This is a genomic window from Bradyrhizobium sp. 164, assembly GCF_023073715.1.
In the GTDB taxonomy this organism is placed as follows: Bacteria; Pseudomonadota; Alphaproteobacteria; order Rhizobiales; family Xanthobacteraceae; genus Bradyrhizobium.
Genome location: NZ_JADPKA010000042.1, coordinates 1 through 2812, shown reverse-complemented (window position 1 = coordinate 2812; position 2812 = coordinate 1). Strand labels below are relative to the sequence as shown.

Genomic DNA, 2812 nt, shown 5'->3' with positions numbered 1-2812 from the left:
CGGCTCGGCGGTTATCTCGCCCGCGCCAGCGATCCGCCACCCGGCAATACCGTCATGTGGCGCGGGCTGTCACGCCTCACCGACATAGCGCTAGGTGTCATGGTCGGAGGAGAATTTGTGGGTAATTGAAAGGTTGTCCGAACGCTTACGAAGTGCGCGCTTCAGCTCTGCTTCGCGCACCTGGGGAGCGATGCTCCACACGATCCGCGTTGCGATGCGGCTTTGAAACTCGAAGAGTTCGGAGACGTCGCCGTCATAGCGATCTGCCCACAGCATGATGCCCGCTTCGATGTCCTTCAATTCCACCCCAATGCGGATCTGCTTGTCGGCTCGGCGAATGCTGCCGCTCAGGACGTATCGGACGCCGAGCTCTTGGCCGACCTTTTGGCTGTCGATCGGTCCATTGCGATAGGGCAGGGTTGACATGCTTGAAATGACGAACAGCCCACGCAGGTTCTGAAGCGCCACGACGATCTCGCCGGCGATCCCGTCGCCGGAGTAGTCGTCATCCGCATTCCCTCCCTGCGTACGAAACGGCAGCACCGCGATATAGGGCACCTTGGCCTGCCGGCTCGCCCTGCGGCCACCGCTCGACGGCAATCGCTCGACTTCTGGCAATACGAGAGAATAAGCGTGGACCGGACGCGCAAGGTGCTTGAGCCGGAGGGGGCCCAGGTCTTCGACAGGCACGTCGAGGCGGTCCTTAATCTGCTGGAACATCTCGTCGGAAAGCACCACGCCTCCAGCGGGCGCGGACTGCTCGAGCCTCACCGCTATGTTGACGCCCTTGCCGAAGATGTCCTCGGATTCAACGATGGTTTGCGCAACATTGAGGCCCATCCGAAAATGTATCTTGCGATCGTATCCTTCGCGGCTCTGCGCTGCAGCGATCTCGTGCTGCAGGGCGATCGCACAGCGCGCGGCATCGAGGGAGGAATCGAACGAGGCGAGAAATCCGTCGCCGGTATTCTTCACGATCCTGCCGCGGAAGGAGACAATGCACGGATTGACCACGCCAAAACGAAGCGCTCGCAGGCGGACGTGTGTGGCCTCCTCCGCAAGCTCGGTAAGGCGAGCATAGCCCACGACGTCGGCTGCCAGAATAGCGAGGACGCGCTTGGTCGGCGGCGCGCCGGCAACATCGATATCGGGATGGTTCACCGCAATGGCCCCGCTACCTCGCAGAATGGGGAGGAGGATAGCAGAACGTGAGGCCATTGATAGCATAGCCGAACGCCTTCCGGTTGAATCAAGTCAAAGGCTGACTTCCAGTTGCCCCGCGGCCAGGGCGTCTGCAACGAGCGTTGCGATATCGTTGCGACCTGCCCAGTTCAGCGTTGGTGAAGTTGGACCCGCTTCAGGCGAAATGGATCGCAGTCATTGCATCGACCGCAAACGTTGCTTGCTCGCGCGAGTGATACCGGCAACAGATGCCATCGCGTGTGAATTGCCATGACGAGATGTTATTCGAGCACCACCTCCGTGTACGGCTGGATCTTACACGAGGAGTGCAAGAGCGGGCTGTGAACCAAATCACAGCGCGAACCTGCAAATTACAATCACTTGCCTGCTGGTTGTATTCAAACGATCTGCACGATTCGTGCTAGGCGTTTGGGCGAGGCGTTCGATGATCGGTTCAGCCGGGATTGACGGTCGCGGACCGGCGAGCGCGCAGGACCGGTCTCGTGTCGCGGAGGCGGCGCGTCGCCACGCAATTCGTCGTCCAAGCGCCAGGACGCACCGCTCCTCCGCCGCGCGTCGCTATGGGCGATGTTCGTACCGCTCGGGAAGCTGCGCTGTCCGGGCCACGAAAGGCCAGAAGTGGCGCACCTTATGCTTACGCGCCGACCTCGCACTTCTTCATAAAACTGTTCTTGGCGGCGCCGGCGAGCGGCTTGCCGTCGGAGCCGACGGCCTTGGGTGCGCAGGCGTCGGCCTTGCACTTTTTCAGGAACGAGGTCTTGGCGGCGCCGGCCAGCGGCTTGCCGTCCTTGCCGACCGCCTTGCTCTCGCAGGTGTCCTCGGCGAAGGCCGAACCCGCTGCAAAGGTGGCAACGACCGCCGCGAGCAAAATCCGCTTCATCATGGATGTCTCCCTAAGCCAGAATGGCGGGAGGATTGGAGCCGGGAATCATGGCGCAATCAAGCGGGATGAGCGGGCGTCGTCCGGTCGGCCCTGCCGATTTTTTGGGCGCGACCGGCAAAGGCCTCCACTTGTTGCACTGCTCGCTGACCGGGCGGGGCGATCCTGCTAGCTTCGAGCGGTCGAGAGAGAGGGAGCATCGTGATGGACGCCGTGAGCCCCGAAGACCAGGCAGCCGCGGATCGGCATTCTCATCTGGTTCGTCCCCAAGACATGGACTGGCAAAAGACACGCTTTCCAGGCTGCGAAGCCAAGACGCTGCTGTTCGACCGCGGCAGCGGCCTGATGACCGCCTTGATGCGCTTTGCCCCGGGATCGGTGCTGCCCGATCATGAGCATGTCGGCATCGAGCAGAGCTACGTCATCGAAGGCGCGCTCGTCGACAAGGAGGGACCGGCCAAGGGGATCGTCTGCAAAGCCGGCGAATTCATCTGCCGCGAGGCGGGCAGCCGGCACGCCGCGTGGTGCCCCGAGGGCGCCCTGATCCTGGCGATCTTCCAGGTGCCGAACAAGTTCTTCGAAGCCGACGGCCGCGTCGTCGACGCCGCCGGCCAGGATTGGGACGAAACCTGATGTGGTGGAACGGCCCGCTCCAACAGCATCAAAGTGCTAGAACGTGGTCGTTGTTCGAACGCCACAAAGGAAGGACCGTTCCGTGAAACAGGTTAG

The 2812-nt window shown here is 62.1% G+C and carries 3 protein-coding genes; 1 reads left to right on the top strand and 2 read right to left on the bottom strand.

Features of this window, described 5'->3' with window-relative positions:
* Positions 1–90 precede the first annotated feature (90 nt).
* Together IVB01_RS15455 and IVB01_RS15450 are read right to left on the bottom strand one after the other, a co-directional pair.
* A complete protein-coding gene (locus IVB01_RS15455) occupies positions 91–1218 on the bottom strand; it encodes an adenylate/guanylate cyclase domain-containing protein (protein ID WP_247449190.1) in 1128 nt (375 codons plus the stop codon).
* A 619-nt stretch (positions 1219–1837) separates the two neighbouring features.
* Positions 1838–2086 carry a hypothetical protein gene (locus IVB01_RS15450; protein ID WP_247277308.1) on the bottom strand — a complete coding sequence of 83 codons (249 nt, stop codon included), beginning with the start codon at positions 2084–2086 and terminating at the stop codon, positions 1838–1840.
* Between the two features lie 201 nt (positions 2087–2287).
* Here IVB01_RS15450 and IVB01_RS15445 point away from each other — a divergent pair, with 201 nt between their 5' ends.
* On the top strand, positions 2288–2716 hold the full coding sequence (locus tag IVB01_RS15445; protein WP_247494680.1) for a cupin domain-containing protein: 429 nt from the start codon (positions 2288–2290) through the stop codon (positions 2714–2716).
* Positions 2717–2812 lie beyond the last annotated feature (96 nt).

Excerpts from the sequence above, each read along its gene's own strand:
- IVB01_RS15455 (WP_247449190.1), bottom strand. The coding sequence starts at position 1,218 with ATGGCCTCACGTTCTGCTATCCTCCTCCCCATTCTGCGAGGTAGCGGG.
- IVB01_RS15450 (WP_247277308.1), bottom strand. The coding sequence starts at position 2,086 with ATGATGAAGCGGATTTTGCTCGCGGCGGTCGTTGCCACCTTTGCAGCG.
- IVB01_RS15445 (WP_247494680.1), top strand. The coding sequence starts at position 2,288 with ATGGACGCCGTGAGCCCCGAAGACCAGGCAGCCGCGGATCGGCATTCT.